Genomic DNA, 19,722 nt, shown 5'->3' with positions numbered 1-19,722 from the left:
GCTTGTTTAAGTTTCGGCGAATATAAACAGCTAATTAATTATGATGTATGAAGTCAAGATTTGACCCCTATGGCTGTTATTGACTGCCTATTTATCCCTCCCTCGATCATGCTTTCACTTAACAAAAATTCTTAATAACTAGCATAAAAAAAGCGTTGCCCTTGAACAACGCTTTTCTGTATTTATCTAATAGCTGGTAGCTAACTTACTGTGCCGCTACTTATTCTGCAGCTAAATAGTCCAAAACTACTTGATGGTGATCTTTGGTTTTAAACTTATCAAATAGGTGTTTAATTTTACCGTCTTGGCCTACTAAAAACGTTAGGCGATGAATACCATCGTACTCTTTTCCCATAAATTTTTTGTAGCCCCATACACCAAATGCTTCAGCAATGGCGTGGTCTTCATCGGCTAATAGGTCAAAATTAAGCTCTTTTTTAGTTTCAAAGTTTTTAAGGCGCTTAATTGGATCTGGGCTAATACCTACAACGCGGGTGTTAAATTTAGCAAGCTGTGCTTGCTCATCGCGGAGGTTTTCGGCTTGTACAGTACAACCCGGCGTTGACGCTTTAGGGTAAAAGTACACAAGCACTTTTTGCTCTTTTAACAGCTCGCTTAATGTTACTGTTTCGTCGTTTTGGTTTTGTAGGCTAAAAGCGGGTGCAGTATCGCCAGCTTGTAATGGACTAATTGTGTTCATGTTTAGCATCCTTAACGAATTCGTTTAAAAATATAATCTACGTTTAGTGTGTGAGAAAGGCTCTCAAAACTAATTTTAAATTGATCTATATCTACATCAACAGGTATGTTGAATTCAAGTTCACAACGCATTTTTATGTTGTCTTCTTGGGAATAAGTGTCTGACTTAAGTGAGCAAATACTAATATTATTGTCGGCAAAAAAGCGCGTTACTTTGCTCAATGTGCCAGGGGTGTCTATGCCTGTGTATTCTAGTGTGTAACCTGCACAAAACTCGCTAGGAGTATGACTTGCTGTACGCTTCATCATGGTTAGCAGGCCAAGTTCCATGGCTTTAGTGGGCAGTACGTGCTCTATGCGGCTTATTGCCGACATGTCGCCGCTAAGTAGCATTATGAAGGTAAATTCGCAGCCTAAAATAGCAATACGGCTGTCAATAATGTTGCAGTGGCAATCGCTAACCAGTTGAGTTAGTTCACTTACTATACCGGGTCTGTCTTCGCCAATCGCTGTTAAAACAATTTGATGATTTGAAAATGCAGTCATGAGTTCAAATACCTTGTTACTTGGATTATATCAACCGAGTTGGCAACACCAAAAATACACACGAGAAGTTGCACGGCGGCGAAGTTTAACACAAAAAGGGCTCTAAACTACAGCACACGCTAATTAAGCGCTTTTAAAGTGCGGTGTTTCTTGTTTTTACTGGCACGGGAAAGTACCATAGCTAAAATTTGCTTATTTGCGCTTAGTTGCTTACTAAGTTGAAGTGCTGAACTTTATTGCATTTAGGCAGCCAAATAATAAATGTAAAGTTAATATTGATTTTACACTGAACCAAATCGGTATTACCCACTCATATATTTGTTAAAACAATTAAAGGGTATGCTAAGGAGAAATATCTGTGCAGTATTGGATCCCAAAAGCACTTGCAGTAAGTGTATTGGTAAGTTTATCAGGGTGTAGTGTATTTATTAATAAGGCACATGACGAGCGTAATTATCGTACGCATGAGCCTGTAAAAGCACCAGCGTCGTTATCTCAACCAGCTCAAGACCCAGTTTATAAAATGGATGTAGGTCAATACGACAATAATCCTGAAGCTACAAATTACCGCCCACCGGCACAAGTATTAACAATTGCGAAAGGCAGTTGGGTAGAAGAGACAGATAAACAGGCGCGTATTTATTTTGATAAAAATGATGGCATTGCTGATTTAGATGAGTTTCTTTGGGATACGATTAAATCTGTCCTAGCTGATAATAATGCAGGAACTACTAAAGAAGATAAGCTACTTGGTATTATTGAAACTGATTGGTACTCAATCATTAAAACCGAAGAAGGTTTTTGGTGGTGGGGCGATGAAGTTAACGATGATTTAGAGAAGTTTAGATTCACTATTGAAGAAAAGTCACATCAACGCACTGCGTCTTTACGTGTAGAGCTGATTGATTTTAAAGGTGATAAAACGCTAACAGACTTACTCAAGCAGCAGCTAGAAGTACGTGCGCTTAACCAAGTAGTGAGCGAGTTTGATTACCGTTACCGTCAACTTGAAGTTGATATGCGTAAACGCCAAGGTATTATTTCTCTTGAAATGGGCTTTGATAATAAAGGTAATGCAGCACTTGTAACTGAGCAATCTTACGACGCTGTGTTTGACCGTTTCTCTGGGTTTTTAGAGCGCTTGTCGTTCTCTATTGTTGAAATTAACCCAGATACGGGCTTAATTACTGCAGATTATACTAAACCAGAAACAAGCGTTTGGGATTCAATTTGGGGTGATGACGTAGCTCAACTACCTATTGATGAAGGCCAATACCAAATTTTAGTAAGTAAAACTAAAGAAGGCGGTACTAGCTTAACGTGGATGGATGATAAAGGCGAAACGCTTGAGCCAGGTACTATGAATGGTTTACAACAAGCATTAGAAGCAGCACTCATTCAGCGCGGCATTAAAATTTAAATAATAATAAGTTTTACCACAAAAAGAGCGCTATGCTCTTTTTGTGGTTTTTATAGGTTAAACAATATGTCTCAGCTACCTGAACGTTCACACTATACGTGGCGCACTTGGTTTACTTTTTTGGTTCCTTCGTTAATTGGTGTGTTTTTATTTATGACACCCATTAGTACTTCGCAAGGGATGACCATTCCTATTGCCGTTATGGCAAAAGCGGTTCAAGCAATGATGCTTGGCTCTGCTCAAGCAATTATTACCCTCATTATTTGTATTACAGGGGTTATTTCTGTAATTACTAAAGTGTTTAAACCCGCCGCTATATGTAACTCACCTTTGTTAAAGCATTTATTTGATGTGAGCTGGACATGGCTGGTGGTACGCTTATTTGGTATGGCGTTTGGTTTGATGACGTACTTAAGCCTAGGCAGCGAGATGATTACCTCGGCCAATACTGGCGCGCTGGTATTAAATGACTTATTGCCTGTGTTGTTTTCGGTATTTATTTTAGCGGGCTTATTACTGCCGCTATTAATTAACTTTGGTCTATTAGAGCTTGCTGGTACGTTAATGACCAAAGTAATGCGCCCTGTATTTGGTGTACCAGGTAGAAGCGCGGTTGACTGTACTGCATCGTGGTTAGGTGATGGCAGTGTGGGTATTTTGATGACTGCAAGGCAGTACGATCAAAAGCACTATACACAACGCGAAGCGGCTATTATTGGTACTACGTTTTCAGCGGTTTCAATTACATTTAGTTTAGTGGTGCTTGGGCAAGTTAAACTTGAATACCTATTTGCACCGTTTTACGCAACGGTATGTTTAGCCGGTATTGTTGCCGCTATTATTGTGCCGCGATTACCGCCACTGCGCTTTAAAAAAGACTTACTCATTGATGGCACTGAGCCAGATAGAGACGCTGAAACAATTCCGGGTCATAAAACCTTATTTGGCCATTCGTTAGATGTTGCACTAGCTAAAGCAGATAATTCAACGGGTGTTAAAGGCACTATAGAAGAGGGCGTACATAATGCGCTTGATATGGTGTTTGGTGTGTTACCTGTAGTTATGGCGGTAGGCACATTTGCACTGATCATTGCTGAGCATACGCCTATATTTCAGTATTTAGGTATGCCGTTTGTGCCATTTTTAGAGCTATTGCAAGTACCCGAAGCAGCCGCAGCGTCGCAAACTATCATGGTTGGCTTTGCTGATATGTTTATTCCGTCAATATTAGCAGCAGGGACTATCGAAAGTGATGTAACGCGCTTTATTATTGCCGCAATGAGTGTAACTCAGCTTATTTATATGTCTGAGGTAGGTGCACTTTTACTCGGCAGTAAAATACCGGTAAATATTTTAGAGCTATTTATTATATTTATTTTGCGAACGCTAATTACTTTACCTGTTATTGCGCTAATGGCGCATTGGCTAGTAGGCTAAATTAGCAAAAATATGATTTAGCGAATTGGTATTATTGAAAAAGCCCTGATTGATCAGGGCTTTTTTGTGTCTGTTGTATTTTTTATATTGGCGTTGGGCTTTATAAACTCCTGTTTTGCAGAGAGTCTAATCAGCGCAATATTACCAATGATAATGGCAAAAACAACAGCGACAATAATTACAATATGCCAAGTTTGCATCGCAGTATCACTTAATATTTAGTACGTTTAAGTGTGACCGCTTTGCGCTATAACAGCAATTAATTTACTCAAAAATACAACCAATAACCTTAAAAACGTCTCGCTACCGAAAGCGTTAAAAAGTTAAGGCCAGGGTTTGGCTCTTTAAAGCCTGCGTTTGAATAGTGAATAACGCGAAGGGCAACATTGGTGTGGCCAAAATCGGCTACAAGGCCTATGCGGTCTTCAAACTGGTAGTGAGTACTTATGTTTTTACCGGCAAACTGCGTTTCATCAATCAGTGATACACCAATGCCTGCTTCTACATAAAATGGGGTGTTGTTAAAACTAAAAGCAGGAAATTGCAGTACAGGTGACATAGCAAGTACTAGGTTTGATTGTGTTTCATCGCCGTGGCGGTATTCCCACATGTTTACGCTGGTTTCAAAGTAAAAGCGTGCATCACCAATAAGGTTTTGCATACCAGGTGCATGATACTGATACGCAAGCTTAACGCCGTTTACGTTACCTTCGCCTTTGAGAAAGTCAACGGCATAACCGTGGTCCGATTGAGCAAAAGCAAGCTTGCCAAAAAGTGAAACTACTAATACAAAAGAGATAATAAGTGTTTTAAGTGACGTTTTCATAGGTGCCAAATGTTCGTTTGATTTAAGTTGATAACTAAATGATAAGGGCGGCCTGTTAACAATTACAATGAGGACAAAATGCCGGTTGTATATGAGCTGTTAATGGAGTTTTCTAACTGCTTGAATTTATTTTATTTATTTGATTGGTGCTAATTGGGCATTAATAAGTTGCTTATTTGTGCCTTTTTTATTGCGTATAGTTCGCGTAAATTACAGCCATCTTAATCACACAGACATATACAATTATGAAACTCTTTAAACTATTCGTTTTAGCCACTGCTTTTTTTAGCAGTTCGTTATTTGCACAAGCTCAGCAATCACCAGATCAGTTACTTGAATCGGTAGCCGACAAGCTTTTTGCAGATATTGGTCAAGTAAACTCAAAAGGTACAGCCAGCAAAGACGCGATGGCTGCCATTGTTGAAAAACGTTTAATGCCACATATTGACGTTAAGTTTGTGTCGTTTAAATTATTAGGTAAACACATTAAAGGTATTGAGCGCGAGCAAGCTGTTCAATTTATAGATGCAGTAGAGCATTACTTAACAGGCACTTACGCCGGTGCACTAATGAAGTACACGGGTCAAAAAGTAGTATTTGAGCGTAATAACGCAAAAAGTGACTCTGAATACGCAACAGTTAATACGCAAATTATTGAGCCAAATGCGCCTACTATCGACTTAAGCTTTAAGCTTCGTTTAGGTAAAAACAATGAGTGGAAAGTATACGATATTGTTGCTGAAGGCATTTCACTATTAAGTGCTAAACAAAAAGAGATTATTCAACGCATTTCTGATGTGGGTTTAGAGCAAGTTATTAGCGAGTTAAAAAGTAAATAGACTATTTGTCTGGCTCTGATTAAGCCCAACTCCAACCTCAAAAACGGCCAATTACTTATGTACTTGGCCGTTTTTATATTTTTGCTAAGGACAATACCAATCCACAGTAATACTTAATCATTTAGAGCAACTAAATAACGAAATTTTTGCCTTGCTATCACACGGTTTTCTACCTCAAAATAAATCACTTAATTAAGCGAATTGGTATAATCCTAAAGGATTGTTGTTATTGCGTAATTTTGCGCTAGCAGCAAAACAAAGGTGTGCTAGAATATCGGCACTTTGATTAAGCGTGGTGTCAGCTTAAAACTGATATAACTTACCACCCCCAAGCCACACTGGAGTTGTGTTGTTTTAATGGAAAATGTACTGATTTGGCCAAAGGAATACCCATTACTTATTAAAGGACTGGTAGAACAAAACGGTGCCTTTATTTTAGATGCTTTGGAAGCTTGGCCTGCTTGTCGTTCTACAAATGAAGACGATGGTGTATGCACCACCGTGCTGCCACCTATTTATTATTTGGCATGGCTAACCCCGCTGGAGCCATTTGAAGAATGTTACTTTCAACATATCTCTGAATATGACGAAGACGCACAAGCGTATATTAGTGCGGTTAAAAGCCATTACTACGATAATGAATACACCCCTGAAAGCTTAGTGCTTATGCTGTGCCAGCGCCTTGAAAAATACGCAAGCGTGGCTGCACAAAATACCATAGATACGCCACTGTCTTTAGTTGATTTATTTTTTAGTAAACGCTACTTCACCTTAATTGAGCATGCGTTAAATAATAAAAGTAAACTCTCGGCAAAGGACACATTAGCGCTTTGGAAGGAAGTTGATTTTAGAGAGCGCCTAAGTGCGTTTATTCCAGAATCTATTGCTGATTTAGATACTCTTTCTGAACTTGCCAGCGAAAAAGTAGCTGCGGGTAAAGACTATTTTACGCTGCTTACGCAGGTTTCTCCTGATGTTGACTCTGTTGTACTGCTAGAAAAAGCTTTGCTTACTCATTTACGTAAAAAAACAGCCAAGCAAACAATGGCTATGCGTTTTATTGAGCAAGGCGCTACAGGTGTACTTGCTGATGAAAACAATAAAACAGCCTTTATGTGGGCGGCCGAAAAAGGCTTTGTAAATGTGGTTGAAACGCTACTTGCAAAGCAAGACAAAAAAGCGACAGATAACTTTGGTAATACTGCACTTCATTATGCTGTGTTTGCTAAAAATGAGTCGTTAATGGTGCTGCTTATTAAAGCCGGATACGATTTTAGGGCACGTAATAAAGAAGGTTTAAGCTGTTATCGTTTGGCGGTGAGTATTAAAGCTAATAACTTAGTTAAATGTTTAGAGCGTGACTTTGGTATTAAAGAACTTTCGCCAGAAGGGCAGTTCGATCGCATTAAAAAAGTGCATGTGCTACATGCTATTGTGACTATATTGCTGCCTTTACAGTTGTTTTTCTTTTTTGATGAAACCCTCTCAATTAAAAGTGAGCTGACGCTGGGTTTAACTATGACTGCAGTGATTTGTTTTTTCTTTGCGACCACATTAAAGCGTTGTGCGCTATATCCACATATTAAACACCCTTGGGGTTTATTTGTGCTTAGAGGCTTTTCGTTTATTAGCTTAATTGCTCAAATAGGGTTGGCGAGTATTGTGGTGCTAGCTGCCTTGAGCGATTTAGTTTAGCTAGTTTTAAACAATTAATAAAAAACGCGCTTAAAGTAATTTAAGCGCGTTTTTTTGTATATAGCGTTTATGGTTAAGCCTTATTTACCGTGCTCATTTGCTGCTTTTTCTTCAGCTAATTCTTCTTTAAGCTTACGGATTTTTAAACCTTGTTCTTGTCCGCGGTGTCTTGCGTAGTAAGTACAGCCAATAAACATTGAAGAGGCAAACACAAGCTCTAACAACACCCAAATTAATTCATCTGGTGCTGCCCACAGCATGGTAAGCCCGTGGATAAAATAAAGCATTACAATAAAGTTAGCCCACGCATAGGTGTATGTGTTGTCTTGAATTATGCCTCTTAGCGGCAGCAGTAAAGGAATGATAGGAAAAAACAATGACACCCAACTAGTATTACCGTCTAGAGGGGGTACAAAATACATCCACAAAGGAATCAGAATAAGTAAACCAACATAGCCAAATAGTGCTGCACGTTGAAATTTTACCGTAATCGGCTTTTTAGCTGGATTGTCAGCTGTAGTCATTTAAGTTTTCTCGCAATGTGAGTAAGGCGTTTACCAACGCTTTGGCATATTTTAATTTCGTCTTTGCTTAGCTGTGCACTATTAGCGCTGCCAGCGACGTGTGTTGCACCGTATGGTGTTCCACCAGTTTGTGTTGCAAGTAGTTCGGGCACATCGTATGGCACACCCATAAGCATCATACCGTGGTGTAATAGTGGCAAAGATAAGTTAAGTAAGGTTGCTTCATTTCCACCATGCATACTACTTGATGACGAAAATACACACGCTGGCTTATCGATTAATTGGCCTTTTAGCCACAAGTCGCTGGTGGTTTCCCAAAAGCTTTTTGCTTGAGAGGCCATCATGCCAAATCGAGTTGGTGTACCAAATGCTAAACCATCGCAATTTATTAAATCATCTTTGGTGATCACAATATCGTGCGCATTTTTAGCCACAAAGGTGCGAAGTAGTGCACTAGCACCTTGTTGCTCTATCGACTCTGCTATCTCGTGAGCCATTGCTTCAACTGAGCCATGGCTTGAGTGATAAAGCACCACTATGGTTGCACTCATTATAAAACGCTTAGTACGTTTTCTGGTGGACGACCAATCGCTGCTTTATTGTTATTAACTACGATAGGGCGTTCAATCAATTTTGGGTATTTAACCATAGCGTTAATAAGTGCATCCTCATTTGTTTCATCTTTCAAATTAAGCGCTTTGTAGTCATCTTCTTTGGTGCGCATCATTTCACGTACGGATGAAAAACCAAGTTGGATTACAAGCGTTGAAATTTGCTCGTGAGTAAGAGGGGTTTTTAAATACTCTACAACACTTGGCTCTATCGCTTTACTTTGCAATAGCGCTAGCGTTTCGCGTGATTTAGAACAACGTGGGTTGTGGTAAATAGTAACAGACATAAAATGATTCCAAAGTGTGAATTGCGTCTATTTTAGGGTAAGCGCTTGCAGACTTAAAGTCTTGCAAGCTCTTTTTGTAAAAGTCGATACTGGGTAAGTAGAGCTTTTAAACGTTGTTGCTTGACAAGTTCGGTTGGCTCTACGAAGTTAAGTGCTTTTTGTACTTCGTCTGCGGCTTTTAAATAAGCACCGTATTGAGCCAATACATCGGCGTTCGCTTCGTGATATGAGGCTAATTTATCTTGTTTTTTATACGCATCAGCAAGAAGTTGCTTGCCTAGGTTATGATCTGGCTTTTCGAGTAAAAAACTCTTCAAAATATTTTCGGCTAGTTCATATTGCTCAGCTTCAAGTGCTGCGTTGGCATAGTTGAGCGTAATTACCTGATTATTAGGACGATACTGATTTAAATCAGCTAAAAATTTTACGGCTTCATCTGCCTTTTTTTGCGCGATGAGTAAATCGGTATGGGTATCTATATAAAATAGGTTTTTAGGATCATTTTTTAAAAGCTCGTCTAGTATTGGGGCTGCTTCATCAAGCTTTTTTTGATCAAGTAAGCTAATAGCTAAACCGTACTTTAAAGCGGTGTTATCGTAGCTATTTTCGCGAAGTCGTTTTCTAAATAGGTCTTCGGCATTTTCTGGTTTGTTGTCGTAGCGCGCAAGCACGCGGCTTTTAGCTAAATTAAACTCAAGACTGGCACTCATATGACGCACAGGGAATTGCTCTGCACGCAAACGTACATCAGATACTCGACTCTCTGGTAATGGGTGAGTAAGTAAAAACGCAGGTGGTTTATATTTATAACGAATTTGCGCGGCAAGTTTAGTTAAAAATTCGCTCGATGCACGAGCATCAAAGCCTGCATTGTTAAGCGTTTGCATGCCTATGCGGTCAGCTTCTTGCTCGGCTGAGCGACTATGCGTTAACTGACTAAAAGCAGATTGTGTTTGGCTCGCAGATATAATCGCAATACCCGCATCTGGTGCAACAACGGTTGCTAATATTCCGGCTATCATACCGGCAATAGTCAGCGCGCTGTTATCTTGTTGTTGCTGTATTCTTCGTGCTAAGTGGCGCTGTGTCACGTGAGCAATTTCGTGACCAAGCACTGAGGCAAACTGACTCTCGTTATCGGCTTGAGCTATTAACCCTGTATGCACGCCTACATGGCCGCCATAAAAGGCGAAGGCATTTATTTCTGAGTTGTTTATCCAAAAAAACGAAAACGGAAAGCGCACGTCATTAGCATTAGCAACGAGTTTACGGCCAATAGTTGTGAGGTATTCATCAAGCACGGGGTCATTTATTACTGGTGATGAGCCTCGTATTTGCATCATCATTACTTCGCCAATGGCTTGTTCTTTTTCGAGTGGCAGTGCTTGTAATGCAGATGTTCCTAAGTCAGGAAGCGTAAAGTTGGTTTGCGCTTTTAAAGGTTCGCTTATTAATAAGCTAAACGTAAGCGCAGCACTGCATAAAGTGATAAATGCTGATTTTAGCTGCATTTTATTCCTTGTTAATTTGTTCGCCAATTGCAATTTTGGCTATGTCTATTTCGTCACTGCTTGCACGGCTGTCTTTTTCGCACAATTGGTATAGTTCTTTTATTGTGACTCCATCAAGCTTTACAACGTTCAATTCTCGCTGCAAAAAAGTAATAATTTTATGTACTACTTTGTGTGCATGTAAAATAATGGCTTTATCTGCTTTGTCGCCTCGTTCAAAATAAAAGCCAATAAACTTATGTAACTGACTTATTCTGATCAAGTTTTTCATTGAATGTGGGTCCCACACTCTAAACTCCATAAAGCGATTGTTTTTTATGTATTGATCAACAATAACATCTTTAGCATAAGGCTGTGCCCATAGCTCAAAGCCTCTGTCGGTAAATACTTGGTGCAGCGCAATACGTGGCTTATGTTTGGTATGTATTTCACCTAAGTTATCTTCATAGCCTTCTAATAAATCTAAGTTCCAATTGCGTTTATCTAAAAGTTGTTTAACTGCATTGTCGAACCCATGATCTAAAATTCCTTCTGATTCGCTTATTGATGAGGCAACAAGGTGATAAAAAGGAGGTAGTTCGCCCCAATTAATCTGCTTTTTAAACCAATTAATCTCTTTGAGTGTTGGATTACTTGGTAGTTGCGCTTTATTATGCGTGCCAGGCATTAACTTATCCTTACTGCTAGTTATGTTATAAGGATAAACTATTGCAGGAATTGTTTTAACAAAAAGTTACAACGGTTTGAGTATATAAATACGTAGACCGTAAATATGCGACTTATTATTCATTTACTATACGGATAAAGTAGTTATGGTAGAGCGCGATTTAAAAGAGTTTAAGTGTCCTCAGCAGTTTGTGCAGTTTAAGCTTGCGCTTCGAAGTGCACAGTCATCAAAACAACGCATCACTTTTAGTCTGAACAAAGGTGAAAGTGCGAACGACATTGAACGTTTTTTGCAAAAAAATGCTTATAGTTACAATTTTGATAAACAACGTGGGTTGTTATTAGTGGAGCCATTACATGTTTGAATACGTAAAAACATGGTACGAAAGGAAGTTCTCGGATCCTCATTCGTCTACCTTATTATTTTTATTATTGGTATCAGTTGCCTTACTTTACTTTTTTGGCGCGTTAATTGTTCCTGTGCTTGTTGCACTGGTTATCGCTTATTTACTAGATTGGCCGGTTGTTCATTTAGAGCGTGTTGGCTTAAAACGTTTTACTGCAACAATTATTGTAATGTTGATATTTATTAGCATTATGCTCACTCTTATTTTAGTTATTGGCCCAGTGCTTTGGAAGCAAACCAGTAACTTAGTGCAAGAAACACCGCATATGCTAGAGCAGGGGAAGTCTTATTTAATGGCTTTACCTGAACAATACCCAAGTTTAATTAATATAGAACAAGTACAAGCTATTGTTGCAACCGTAGAAGCTAAAATTATTGAGTTTGGTCAAGCGGTATTATCGTTTTCACTTACGTCTTTAAAAGATGTTGTTGCTTGGCTTATATATTTGGTACTTGTGCCGTTACTGGTGTTTTTTATGCTTAAAGATAAGCTGGAGCTGACAGGGAGTATAGCTAAACTGATCCCGCAGCAACGACGCTTGATTTTACAAGTGTGGAACGAAATGAACCAACAAATTATGAATTACATTCGCGGTAAAGTATTCGAAATTTTAATTGTTGGTGGTGTGTCTTTCATTGCATTTACTGTTTTAGATTTGCGCTATGCAGCTTTACTTGGTGTGCTTGTTGGCTTTTCGGTATTAATTCCATTTATTGGCGCGGCACTCGTCACTATTCCGGTAGCGGCAGTTGCACTGTTTCAGTTTGGATTAGAAACGCAGTTTTGGACCATTTTAATTATTTATGGAATTATTCAGGCGCTTGATGGCAATGTACTTGTACCGCTGTTGTTTTCTGAGGCAGTTGATTTAAATCCGGTATTTATAATTGTCGCGGTATTATTTTTTGGTGGCTTATGGGGGTTTTGGGGCGTATTTTTTGCCATCCCACTGGCCTCATTAGTAAAAGCGCTAATAACAGCTTGGTCGTCAACGCACGAAGAGATCAGCAAAGAGCTCAGTGAATAGTTAAGCAAACAGACTTTTAGTTTAAAAAAGCATAGTAAACGCACCTCTAGTGCTAATTGATTATTACTCATTACCTGTAAATTTATGTACTATTGGTAATAAGATATATTTTTTAGTAATAAGGTGCGTTTTTTAATGTCTGAGTTTTTATTGCACGATGAGCCAGTAAAACAAGTTTACCTTGATGCAAATGCAACGACCCCTGTGTTGCCTTGTATTGCTGATGTTGTTTCTCATACCATGCAAATATGTTTTGGTAATCCTTCAAGCCCGCATATCACAGGTATTCAAGCCAAGCATTTATTAGAACAAACACGTCAAAAGGCACGCACGGTTATTGGCGCAACTAATGGCGATATCCTATTTACCTCTGGTGCAACGGAGGGTATTCAAACTGCGGTGGTTTCTACATTAATTAATGCTAAAAAGCAGTCTATTAAAAACCCTGTATTATTATATGGCGCTACTGAGCATAAAGCGGTGCCAAATACACTCAAGCACTGGAATAGCGTACTTGATGTTAATGCTGAGGTGCTTGCTATTCCGGTTGATAGTAACGGTATTTTAGATTTAGATTTTATCGCAGAGCATATTAATAATGCTTTGATGATTTGCACCATGGCCGTTAATAACGAAACCGGTGTATATCAAGATTTACCCGCTATAGAGCAGGTAATTCGTAGCCGTAACAAAAATGTATCGTGGATGGTGGATTGCGTGCAGGCACTCGGTAAACAAGCGCTCGCACTGAGTAATACAACTATTGATTACGCTCCTTTTTCGGGGCATAAGCTTTACGCACCTAAAGGTATTGGCTTTTTATATATTCGTAGTGGCAGTGCGTACACACCTTTTATAGCGGGTGGCGGTCAAGAAAGTGGAATGCGTTCAGGCACCGAAAATCTACCCGGTATTGCAGGGTTAAACAAACTATTTAGTATGTTGCTTGATAAATCAGACGATACATTTAAGCCAATTAGCATACTTAACTCTTATCGAAGCAAGTTACAAAGCGCGATAAAAGATACCTTTGGCGATATTACATTTAATCATGATTTTGCTTATAGCGTGCCTACCACACTTAACTTTGCGGTAAACGACTTAACGAGCAAAGAAGTGATTGATTTATTTGATGCTGCGGGCATTCGCGTAAGTGGTGGCTCGGCTTGTAGTACGGGCGCATCAACAAGTTTTGTTTTAGATGCAATGGGTGCAAGTAAGTGGCAAAGCGAAAACGCGATTAGGCTATCGTTTGGACCTGCTGCAACACAACACGATATTGATGATGCTTGTGTGCGTATTCGCGCTCTTAAAGCAATACTTCAGGCTAACTGTTTAATTGTATCTGATAGCACTACACCACAACAAGAGGTGTGCGCACTTGGCCTTACTCAGTTTAGGCACCAAGGAGCATGTAGTTGGCTTTATGTAAGCGATGATAAGCGCGCAGTTATAATAGACCCGATTGTTGAGCTTATTCCGCGCTTTGAAAAAATAGCCAATACACAAAACTTAACTATATCAGCGGTGCTTAATACTCATCTGCATCAAGAGCGAGAGTCAGCGACTAATTTATTAACCAGCGTTCTTGCATCAAGAGTTGTAAAAGGTGAGGTTGATGCTTTAGGTTGGCCACTAAATGCAGAAAGTATTAGCTTAGCAAATGACGTACTTGAAAAAATAGCGACACCTGGGCACAGCAAAGATAGCGTAAGTTATTTATTAAAAAATAGTAATGGCGAAACGCGTTATTGTTTTTGTGGTGATTTAATTTTGCCTGCAGGGCTTGGCAATACATCGCTTATAGGTGGGGATGCAAAAGCAATGGCACGCTCTATTTTAGCAATAAGCGAGCAACTTAATAGCACCAGCATTATTTGCTCAGGGCACGACTACCAACAATGTTTTGCCATGAACTGGGCTGTACAACAAAACCAAACGCCATTACTCAATGCGTTAGTAAGCGGCAGTATTTCAGTTGATGAATTTACAATACAAAAGCAGCAGTACGACGCTTCAAAGCAAGTAAATAACACGCAATTGTGTGGTTATGTAAATGCATTGCCTGAGATTGATACACAGCAATTAAATTTTGATGACGCTAAAGCAATGTTAAACACCAGCGATGTGTATTTAATAGATACTCGGGAGCCGTATGAACATGGAGCAAATAATGTTGCTCAGTTATTTAATACACTAGATGAAAAAACATTAAATATACCGCTTAGCAGAATGGCAAATGCGGTATTTGAAGGGCAGTTAAGTAAAAATAAAAACTATATTTTATTATGCCGCAGTGGTAACCGCTCAAAGATTGCTGCGAGCAATTTAATGCAGCTAGGATACAAAACTGTTTATAACCTAAGTGGTGGGCTAGCGCTTAGTAATTAAGCAAAGATTTTAATTTATACAAAATCGGCTTTAGAGCCGATTTTTTGTTTTTAAGGTTTATTTGTTTGCAAGGCAAACAATTACAGTAATTAGTGAATAACTATGAAAAGTAATTAGCAGCGCTTATAAAAATTCATTAATATTTCATTTTGATTGATTAAGCTATGCCGTTGCCTTTAAAATTACAGGTAAATTAATTTATAAAATTTTTATGATACCGGTGTCAAAAGCTAAAAATTGCGTTATCATCTGCACATAAAATTATAAAAACAGCACTTTTTTTGCATTTTTAGTTATACTATTTGCGCTTTAATTTAGTGTGAATAAGTAGTATTAAGAGTTTTGCTTTTATAAAAAACATTTTTAAATCAATTGATTGAAAAAAATAGAGGATATTTCCATGTCTAACCGAACGCAACTAGCAAGTTGGCAAGCACTAGAACAAAGTGCAGCTAAGATGAAACAAACACATCTAAAAACGTTATTTGCACAAGATGACACGCGCTTTTCTCAGTTTTCTACTCAAGTACCAGGCGTATTATTCGACTATTCTAAGCAACTTATTGATAACGATGTTTTTGCTAACTTAATGTCGCTTGCTAAAGAATGCGATATTGCATCGTGGCGCGATAAAATGTTTAGCGGTGAAAAAATAAATATCACTGAGGACCGCTCAGTTTTGCATACGGCACTTCGTAATCGTGCTCACACTCCATTAATTGTTGATGGCGAAAACGTGACACAAGCCGTAGACAACGAATTAGCTAAAATTAAAGTGTTTGTAGAAAAAGTTCGTAGCGGTAAATGGTTAGGCTATACCGGCAAAGCGGTAAAAGATGTTGTAAGTATTGGTGTTGGTGGCTCTAACCTTGGTCCACAAATGGCAACTGAGGCATTAAAAGCACTTGCTGATGATACGTTAAATGTTCACTACGTATCTAATGCTGACGGTGTACAAATTTCGTCTATATTAAAAGCCATTGACCCTGAAACAACATTATTTGTTATTTCGTCAAAAACATTTACTACGTCAGAAACCATGACAAACGCAAAGACGGCGGTTGACTGGTTTTTACAAACAACAAAAGATGAAAGTACAATTGCAAAGCATTTTGTTGCAGTAAGTACAAATTTAGAAAAAACGGCAGCCTTTGGTATCAGCGACGAAAACGTATTCACTATGTGGGATTGGGTTGGTGGTCGCTTTTCACTTTGGAGTGCGATAGGCTTACCAATTGCATTATATTTAGGCTACGACGCCTTTGAAGCAATTTTAGAAGGTGCGTTTGAAATAGACGAGCACTTTAAATCAGCGCCGTTTGAGCAAAATATACCATTAATTATGGCATTGCTTAGTGTATGGAATACGAGCTTTTTAGGTTATACAGCGCAAGCTATATTACCGTACGATCAAGCACTTCATATGTTGCCTGCGTATTTACAGCAAGGCGAAATGGAAAGTAACGGTAAACACGTTAACTTTGCAGGCGAAACAGTACCTTATACTACTGTTCCAATTATTTGGGGCATGACGGGTATTAATGGCCAGCACGCATTTTATCAGTGTTTACACCAAGGTAATGTAATTGTACCTGCAGATTTTATTGCATCAGTTAAGCCACAAGTGAATGTTGATAAGCATCACGATATTTTATTATCGAACTTCTTTGCACAAACAGAAGCGATGATGAGTGGTGTAGATTCAGCGCAAGTTACAGCTGATTTAACCGCTAAGGGTAAATCGCAAGCAGAGATTGATGAGTTATTAAATCATAAAATTCATCAAGGCAATCGTCCTACAACGTCTATGCTATTAGATACAGTAGATGCTAAAACAGTGGGCCGTTTAATTGCACTGTATGAGCATAAGATATTTTGCCAAGGCATTATTTTAGAAATATGCTCGTTTGACCAATGGGGTGTAGAGCTGGGTAAAGGTTTAGCATCTAAAATTGAGAGTGAACTCACTGATGATAGCGTGAAACACGCTCATGATAGTTCTACAAACGGCTTAATGGCGTACTACAAACAAAACCGTACGCAGTAAAAAATTCGCTTACGCAAGTAAGTAAACCGAGTACCTTTGAACGGGTAGCGCTGGAGTGCTTAGGGTCTGTATTTTTGTGAGAGGAGATACAGGGCCCCTAAGGCTCATTTAATAAGCGCAATGATAAACAATAATAATAAATCATCGATACAGAACAATTCAGCAGGCTTTTATTTAAATACAGCTATAAAAGCCATCTAATCTAGCAATAAATAGGCATACCCGCGCATTTACAAAATGTACTGGGTATCACAACGTAGAGAGTAACTATGCTTAATCCTTTTGATATTATAATTTTTGGGGGCGGTGGTGATCTTGCGTTACGCAAATTGCTACCTGCAATGTACAGAGCATATCAAGAAGGTAACTTACCTGAAGGCTCACGTATCCTACCAACAGTGCGCGAAGAATCGAAACGTGCTGAATACATAGAAACAGCGCATAAAGCATTACAAGAATTTTTAAGCAAAGGTGAGTTTAACGCTAAAGATTGGAAAGCGTTTTCTACTTTTTTAGTGCCGGTGGTAAGTAATGTTACAGAAGCAGACGACAACTGGGATGTGCTAAAAGGCATTTTAGATGAGCACGAAAGCACTAAGTCTCGCGTGTTTTACTTATCGCTTCCGCCTGCTGTTTACGGCACATGTTGTGAAATATTATCAACTAAAGGTTTAATTACCCCTACATCACGTGTTGTTGTTGAAAAGCCAATTGGTTATTGCGGTGATTCTGCTGAAGCAATTAATGGAAAAATTGCAGAGTTTTTTAATGAAGAACAAATTTTCCGTATTGACCATTACTTAGGTAAAGAAACAGTACAAAACTTAATGGCGCTGCGTTTTTCAAACTCATTGTTTGAAAATATGTGGGATGCTAAATCTATTGATAATATTCAAATTAGCTTATCAGAAACGGTTGGCCTTGAAAGCCGCGCTGGTTTTTATGATAAAGCCGGTGCACTTCGTGACATGGTTCAAAACCACTTATTACAACTACTTTGCTTAGTTGCAATGGAGTCGCCTAATAAGCTTAACGCTAACAGCATTCGTAACGAAAAACTAAAAGTATTAGAAGCACTTCGCCCGCTTGTAGATGGTGATGTTGATGAAAATATTGTTCGTGGTCAATACGTACCAGGTGACTTAAACGGTAAAATTGTACCGGGTTACTTAGAAGAGCTAAATGAAGGTTCTAGTAAAACAGAAACGTTTGTAGCTATTCGCGCGCATATTGATAACTGGCGCTGGGCGGGTGTTCCATTTTACCTTCGTACGGGTAAACGTATGGCTAAGCGCTGTGCAGAAATTGTGGTTGAATACAAAAAAGTATCTCACAATATCTACGAAGATAACGTGGGTAATATCGAGCCAAATCGTCTTGTTATTCGTTTACAGCCAGAGGAAACAATTCAACTAACGCTTATGTCTAAGCGCCTTGATAATCTTCAAATGCAACTTGAGCCAGTAACAATGAATATTGAGCTTTCACAAGCTTACAGCAATGGTTTCCACTCAGATGCGTACAAGCGTTTAATGCTTGATGCCGCTGCTGATAACCCGTCGTTATTTATTCACCGTGATGAAGTTCGTCAAGCGTGGAAGTGGATTGATCCAATCATCGATCGTTGGCAAGACAAAGGCAAGCCTGCGCTTTACCGTGCTGGTAGCTGGGGACCTGATGATGCTGATGAATTATTGGCAGAAAACAATCATGTATGGTTTAACACAGGCGATAAGGTATAAGCATGGCAACACTAGTTGAGAAGTTTTTTGATCATAAAGACGCGTTAACAGCTGAGCTTTCTGCAACGCTTGAGCAATCATTACGTGATGGCATTAAAAACGATGGCCGTGCTGTATTAATGGTGTCGGGCGGCTCGTCTCCTGCGCCCGCTTATAAGCATTTATCAACGCTTGATTTAGATTGGCAACATGTTGATGTTGCTATGGTTGATGAGCGTTGGGTAGACCCAAGCCATGAAAAAAGTAATGAAGCATTTATTAAAAGTACTTTATTACAAAATCATGGTAGTGCTGCCAACTTTATTACTATGAAGAACGCTGCAGCAACGGCTCAACAGGGCGCACAAGAGTGTGAAGCGGCTTATAGCGAGTTAAAAAGCCCATATGATGTAACTATTTTAGGTATGGGCCCAGATGGCCATACAGCGTCGTTATTCCCAAATGCAGACGGTTTAGAGCATGGTTTAACAACTGAGCAAACAGTATGTGCAATTAATGCGATACAAAGTGATGTGACGGGTAGTATTACTGAGCGAATGACGCTTACGTTAAATGCCATTGCACAATCTAAAGTGGTTAAGCTTTTAATTAGCGGTGAAGAAAAACTCGCTGTTTATAAGCAAGCAAAAGCGGGCGGCGATGTTAATGACATGCCACTTCGCGCTGTGCTTAATCACCCAAGTATAAATATTGAAGTATATTGGGCGCCTTAATTTAGATGCCAATTTAACTTTTAAAGGCCGCTTATATAAGCGGCCTTTTTTATTTGCTTAAATTTAAGCCTAAACACTGCAAAAAAATAGCTTTGAACTGTTAACCAATGTTAATGAATAACTTTGGTTTGTATTAAAATTAACCACGAAGTGTGTTGTTTTTGAACAAAATTTATGAGTTTGAGCTGTATGTTTTTTAGCAACGTTCAGATTTAGTTAAATTTTATTTTTTCATGGTTGTTGTCATAAAAGTTTCCCTTCCTTTTTTAGCTCAAAAGCATTAGCCTAAAGGCATTAACAATGAAACATATAAATTAAAATAAACGGAGCAGTA

19 protein-coding genes are annotated in these 19,722 nt (G+C 38.9%); 10 read left to right on the top strand and 9 right to left on the bottom strand.

Going from position 1 to position 19,722, the window contains the following annotated elements; translation table 11 throughout:
• Positions 1-220: 220 nt before the first annotated feature.
• Both bcp and H5116_RS17915 read right to left on the bottom strand, forming a co-directional pair.
• On the bottom strand, positions 221-700 hold the full coding sequence (gene bcp, locus H5116_RS17920) for a thioredoxin-dependent thiol peroxidase (RefSeq protein WP_182716757.1): 480 nt from the start codon (positions 698-700) through the stop codon (positions 221-223).
• An 11-nt stretch (positions 701-711) separates the two neighbouring features.
• Positions 712-1,245 carry a glycine cleavage system protein R gene (locus H5116_RS17915; protein ID WP_007583906.1) on the bottom strand — a complete coding sequence of 178 codons (534 nt, stop codon included), beginning with the start codon at positions 1,243-1,245 and terminating at the stop codon, positions 712-714.
• A gap of 358 nt (positions 1,246-1,603) precedes the next feature.
• Between H5116_RS17915 and bamC the strand changes: the two genes are divergently transcribed.
• A complete protein-coding gene (gene bamC / locus H5116_RS17910; protein ID WP_039487313.1) occupies positions 1,604-2,665 on the top strand; it encodes an outer membrane protein assembly factor BamC in 1,062 nt (353 codons plus the stop codon).
• A gap of 66 nt (positions 2,666-2,731) precedes the next feature.
• The gene (locus H5116_RS17905) at positions 2,732-4,102 is read left to right on the top strand and encodes a YjiH family protein (protein ID WP_182716756.1); all 1,371 of its coding nucleotides are present in this window, start codon (positions 2,732-2,734) and stop codon (positions 4,100-4,102) included.
• 53 nt (positions 4,103-4,155) lie between these two features.
• On the opposite strand, the gene H5116_RS17900 is transcribed toward H5116_RS17905, so the two are convergent.
• Together H5116_RS17900 and H5116_RS17895 are read right to left on the bottom strand one after the other, a co-directional pair.
• The gene (locus H5116_RS17900) at positions 4,156-4,302 is read right to left on the bottom strand and encodes a DUF2897 family protein (protein WP_076914920.1); all 147 of its coding nucleotides are present in this window, start codon (positions 4,300-4,302) and stop codon (positions 4,156-4,158) included.
• A gap of 89 nt (positions 4,303-4,391) precedes the next feature.
• Complete coding sequence (locus tag H5116_RS17895; RefSeq protein WP_182672816.1) at positions 4,392-4,928, bottom strand: acyloxyacyl hydrolase; 537 nt, start codon at positions 4,926-4,928, stop codon at positions 4,392-4,394.
• A 245-nt stretch (positions 4,929-5,173) separates the two neighbouring features.
• On the opposite strand from H5116_RS17895, the gene H5116_RS17890 reads away from it, so the two are divergent.
• Together H5116_RS17890 and H5116_RS17885 are read left to right on the top strand one after the other, a co-directional pair.
• Positions 5,174-5,767 carry a phospholipid-binding protein MlaC gene (locus tag H5116_RS17890; protein WP_024595677.1) on the top strand — a complete coding sequence of 198 codons (594 nt, stop codon included), beginning with the start codon at positions 5,174-5,176 and terminating at the stop codon, positions 5,765-5,767.
• Between the two features lie 357 nt (positions 5,768-6,124).
• Entirely contained in the window at positions 6,125-7,462 is a 1,338-nt protein-coding gene (locus tag H5116_RS17885; protein ID WP_182716755.1) for an ankyrin repeat domain-containing protein, read from the top strand.
• Between the two features lie 80 nt (positions 7,463-7,542).
• On the opposite strand, the gene H5116_RS17880 is transcribed toward H5116_RS17885, so the two are convergent.
• The 5 genes from H5116_RS17880 to H5116_RS17860 are packed head-to-tail and all read right to left on the bottom strand — an operon-like array spanning position 7,543 to position 11,062.
• Positions 7,543-7,986 carry a DUF2069 domain-containing protein gene (locus H5116_RS17880; protein WP_024606586.1) on the bottom strand — a complete coding sequence of 148 codons (444 nt, stop codon included), beginning with the start codon at positions 7,984-7,986 and terminating at the stop codon, positions 7,543-7,545.
• The gene (gene wrbA / locus H5116_RS17875; RefSeq protein WP_002961459.1) at positions 7,983-8,537 is read right to left on the bottom strand and encodes an NAD(P)H:quinone oxidoreductase; all 555 of its coding nucleotides are present in this window, start codon (positions 8,535-8,537) and stop codon (positions 7,983-7,985) included. Before wrbA ends, H5116_RS17880 begins: the two co-directional genes overlap by 4 nt.
• A complete protein-coding gene (arsC, locus tag H5116_RS17870; RefSeq protein WP_024595681.1) occupies positions 8,537-8,884 on the bottom strand; it encodes an arsenate reductase (glutaredoxin) in 348 nt (115 codons plus the stop codon). Before arsC ends, wrbA begins: the two co-directional genes overlap by 1 nt.
• Before the next feature lie 53 nt (positions 8,885-8,937).
• Positions 8,938-10,395 (bottom strand): M48 family metalloprotease, encoded by a 1,458-nt coding sequence (locus H5116_RS17865; RefSeq protein WP_039487326.1) that lies wholly within the window; start codon positions 10,393-10,395, stop codon positions 8,938-8,940.
• A gap of 1 nt (position 10,396) precedes the next feature.
• Positions 10,397-11,062 carry a hypothetical protein gene (locus H5116_RS17860; protein WP_024597628.1) on the bottom strand — a complete coding sequence of 222 codons (666 nt, stop codon included), beginning with the start codon at positions 11,060-11,062 and terminating at the stop codon, positions 10,397-10,399.
• 145 nt (positions 11,063-11,207) lie between these two features.
• On the opposite strand from H5116_RS17860, the gene H5116_RS17855 reads away from it, so the two are divergent.
• From H5116_RS17855 to pgl, 6 genes are all read left to right on the top strand, one after another.
• Positions 11,208-11,426 (top strand): sulfurtransferase TusA family protein, encoded by a 219-nt coding sequence (locus H5116_RS17855; RefSeq protein ID WP_002961455.1) that lies wholly within the window; start codon positions 11,208-11,210, stop codon positions 11,424-11,426.
• Positions 11,419-12,495, top strand: a complete 1,077-nt coding sequence (locus H5116_RS17850; RefSeq protein ID WP_024606584.1) for an AI-2E family transporter — start codon at positions 11,419-11,421, stop codon at positions 12,493-12,495. Before H5116_RS17855 ends, H5116_RS17850 begins: the two co-directional genes overlap by 8 nt.
• A 135-nt stretch (positions 12,496-12,630) precedes the next feature.
• Positions 12,631-14,886 carry an aminotransferase class V-fold PLP-dependent enzyme gene (locus H5116_RS17845; protein ID WP_182716754.1) on the top strand — a complete coding sequence of 752 codons (2,256 nt, stop codon included), beginning with the start codon at positions 12,631-12,633 and terminating at the stop codon, positions 14,884-14,886.
• 400 nt (positions 14,887-15,286) lie between these two features.
• Complete coding sequence (gene pgi, locus H5116_RS17840; RefSeq protein WP_182716753.1) at positions 15,287-16,933, top strand: glucose-6-phosphate isomerase; 1,647 nt, start codon at positions 15,287-15,289, stop codon at positions 16,931-16,933.
• Between the two features lie 269 nt (positions 16,934-17,202).
• Entirely contained in the window at positions 17,203-18,675 is a 1,473-nt protein-coding gene (zwf, locus tag H5116_RS17835) for a glucose-6-phosphate dehydrogenase (RefSeq protein WP_024597624.1), read from the top strand.
• Positions 18,676-18,677: 2 nt separating this feature from the next.
• Positions 18,678-19,388 (top strand): 6-phosphogluconolactonase, encoded by a 711-nt coding sequence (gene pgl, locus H5116_RS17830; protein ID WP_182716752.1) that lies wholly within the window; start codon positions 18,678-18,680, stop codon positions 19,386-19,388.
• The last annotated feature ends 334 nt before the right edge of the window (positions 19,389-19,722 follow it).

The sequence above is a fragment of the Pseudoalteromonas sp. SG45-2 genome (assembly GCF_014164115.1).
GTDB classification, from domain to species: Bacteria; Pseudomonadota; Gammaproteobacteria; order Enterobacterales; family Alteromonadaceae; genus Pseudoalteromonas; species Pseudoalteromonas distincta.
This window is presented reverse-complemented; position numbering and strand designations above follow the sequence as displayed.

Bases quoted from the DNA above. Each gene is read 5' to 3' on its own strand.
- pgi (WP_182716753.1), top strand. From the start codon at position 15,287: ATGTCTAACCGAACGCAACTAGCAAGTTGGCAAGCACTAGAACAAAGT.
- zwf (WP_024597624.1), top strand. From the start codon at position 17,203: ATGCTTAATCCTTTTGATATTATAATTTTTGGGGGCGGTGGTGATCTT.
- arsC (WP_024595681.1), bottom strand. From the start codon at position 8,884: ATGTCTGTTACTATTTACCACAACCCACGTTGTTCTAAATCACGCGAA.
- H5116_RS17860 (WP_024597628.1), bottom strand. From the start codon at position 11,062: ATGCCTGGCACGCATAATAAAGCGCAACTACCAAGTAATCCAACACTC.
- H5116_RS17885 (WP_182716755.1), top strand. From the start codon at position 6,125: ATGGAAAATGTACTGATTTGGCCAAAGGAATACCCATTACTTATTAAA.
- H5116_RS17855 (WP_002961455.1), top strand. From the start codon at position 11,208: ATGGTAGAGCGCGATTTAAAAGAGTTTAAGTGTCCTCAGCAGTTTGTG.
- H5116_RS17890 (WP_024595677.1), top strand. From the start codon at position 5,174: ATGAAACTCTTTAAACTATTCGTTTTAGCCACTGCTTTTTTTAGCAGT.
- H5116_RS17905 (WP_182716756.1), top strand. From the start codon at position 2,732: ATGTCTCAGCTACCTGAACGTTCACACTATACGTGGCGCACTTGGTTT.
- H5116_RS17895 (WP_182672816.1), bottom strand. From the start codon at position 4,928: ATGAAAACGTCACTTAAAACACTTATTATCTCTTTTGTATTAGTAGTT.
- H5116_RS17865 (WP_039487326.1), bottom strand. From the start codon at position 10,395: ATGCAGCTAAAATCAGCATTTATCACTTTATGCAGTGCTGCGCTTACG.
- H5116_RS17900 (WP_076914920.1), bottom strand. From the start codon at position 4,302: ATGCAAACTTGGCATATTGTAATTATTGTCGCTGTTGTTTTTGCCATT.
- pgl (WP_182716752.1), top strand. From the start codon at position 18,678: ATGGCAACACTAGTTGAGAAGTTTTTTGATCATAAAGACGCGTTAACA.
- wrbA (WP_002961459.1), bottom strand. From the start codon at position 8,537: ATGAGTGCAACCATAGTGGTGCTTTATCACTCAAGCCATGGCTCAGTT.
- H5116_RS17880 (WP_024606586.1), bottom strand. From the start codon at position 7,986: ATGACTACAGCTGACAATCCAGCTAAAAAGCCGATTACGGTAAAATTT.
- H5116_RS17845 (WP_182716754.1), top strand. From the start codon at position 12,631: ATGTCTGAGTTTTTATTGCACGATGAGCCAGTAAAACAAGTTTACCTT.
- H5116_RS17915 (WP_007583906.1), bottom strand. From the start codon at position 1,245: ATGACTGCATTTTCAAATCATCAAATTGTTTTAACAGCGATTGGCGAA.
- bcp (WP_182716757.1), bottom strand. From the start codon at position 700: ATGAACACAATTAGTCCATTACAAGCTGGCGATACTGCACCCGCTTTT.
- H5116_RS17850 (WP_024606584.1), top strand. From the start codon at position 11,419: ATGTTTGAATACGTAAAAACATGGTACGAAAGGAAGTTCTCGGATCCT.